The 1665-nt window shown below is 42.7% G+C and carries 2 protein-coding genes and 1 pseudogene; all 3 read right to left on the reverse strand.

From position 1 onward, the window contains the following. Window positions 1-89: 89 nt before the first annotated feature. Complete coding sequence (locus BMY60_RS15035; protein ID WP_090334715.1) at window positions 90-410, reverse strand: plasmid mobilization protein; 321 nt, start codon at window positions 408-410, stop codon at window positions 90-92. A 515-nt stretch (window positions 411-925) separates the two neighbouring features. Next, window positions 926-1156, reverse strand: a complete 231-nt coding sequence (locus tag BMY60_RS15560) for a DUF6933 domain-containing protein (protein ID WP_371264226.1) — start codon at window positions 1154-1156, stop codon at window positions 926-928. A 141-nt stretch (window positions 1157-1297) separates the two neighbouring features. Continuing rightward, window positions 1298-1531, reverse strand: a pseudogene (locus BMY60_RS15040) (ATP-binding protein); the annotation flags it as partial. Window positions 1532-1665: the final 134 nt, after the last annotated feature.

The following is a 1665-nucleotide window of genomic DNA, read 5'->3' on the forward strand; positions in this document are numbered from 1 at the left end:
TCTCCTATCCAATAGGTAAGAACTTATTCTGGCGCCCACGCTCAACCGGTCAAGATAATTGTCGCCTGACCGGACAGATTAATTGTCGTCTAATAGTAGGCGTTCAAAAGCGCTGTTTTAACTTCAGGGGTAAGAATTAATAAACCGCTATTGGCAGCCTTGGCCAGCTGGTTGAGATTGTTCGAAAGCCTTGATTTTCCCAGTTCACCCAGAAGTTGACTGAGAATTTGATGATCCCTGACCGGATGTTTGTTCCTTGTACGGCGCTTGGTGCGGTTTTCGTCAAAGACCCGCTGGCGGACATATTCACCGAGCGGCAGACCGGCGGCTTCGCGCTCAAGCTGAGCACGCTCTTCCGGCGTCAGACGCAGGCTAAATGGCGAAATTTGTTTTGGTGTGTGTTCGGGCATTCAATAACTCCTTTGCTTGAACAATACACATCCGGCTTCCGCCTACCGGGAAACGGAAGCGCTAAAAAAACGAAAAATGGTTTATGAATATGAAAACAGCGATGCGCCGGTTTATCGACGTACCGCTGTCAGTGATAGGTTTTTATGGTTTATTTTATGGTTCGGGATGCGGATAAGTATCCAATGGCGAACCCTTCAAACTTTCATTCCAGTCCTGCAAAACCGAGAAAATCTGGTTCGAAGTAGCTCCGATTTTCTGCACCATTTGTTAACTCACTGTTCCAATTGAATTATTTTCCTAATATTTTTGAAGAAAGAAAGCTCGTATTAGGTAACATATTGAAAAAAAATGAGATTATTGGTTAGACTCGCGTCAGCCCTTTTTTCAAGCCTCTTCTCTGATTTCAGCTTAATTCTTAGGTTTACTCAAGATTCTCATTCAACATAAAGATTCACTACCGCAAAAACAAAGCAATGATAGGAGCCACGCTTTTTATAGTCAGCTGAGTGACTTGTCATGTTGTTTTTGCACATAAGCTTTGAATAGCATCTATAGGATACTTATAATCCAACGCTCCCATTGGCATATGGTTTAATCTACGAATAATTTCTGGAATCATTGCGCTATGGATACCACCTTCACTCAATATGTGATGTTTATAGTGAAACGCTAAATCATTCATTGAGCCTAAAATACGTTTACTATTTGTACCTGCATATGCCAAATCTTGATACTCTGTGTTGATACCGGTTTAAAATTGACCACCCATTACGGTTGAAATTTGACCAGGGGGAAACAGTGCGCAGGATACTACGCATCTGTGGATAAGTCGACCAGACTGAGTTGGTATTTTGCCTCCTGCTGATGCTTTGTGTTCAGTTGTTCGTTACAAATTAACCAGATTTTCTTCTGGTGAATATTTTTCTTTTTCCCGTTGCTGTATTCTGATCTTTGCATTGACTGTGCTTTGTTTATAGCGGAAAGATTCATTGCCGGTTTCGATGATGTGGCAATGGTGCGTGAGCCGATCCAACAGTGCCGTGGTCATTTTGGCGTCGATGAATACGTTGCTCCATTCTGCGAATGCGAGGTTGGTTGTAATAATCACGCTGGTTCGTTCATCCTAAATTCCTCAGTTAGCTGGAATCAAATGCCAACGTAGCGGGAAATGAATCAAGAAATTGTGATTTCTGGGGTTTGCTGGCAATAATTTTACTGATGATATAACGCACCAAGGCTGGCCAGCGACCTGCT

Origin of the sequence: Nitrosomonas sp. Nm51, from assembly GCF_900111165.1 — a bacterium.
Taxonomy (GTDB): Bacteria; Pseudomonadota; Gammaproteobacteria; order Burkholderiales; family Nitrosomonadaceae; genus Nitrosomonas.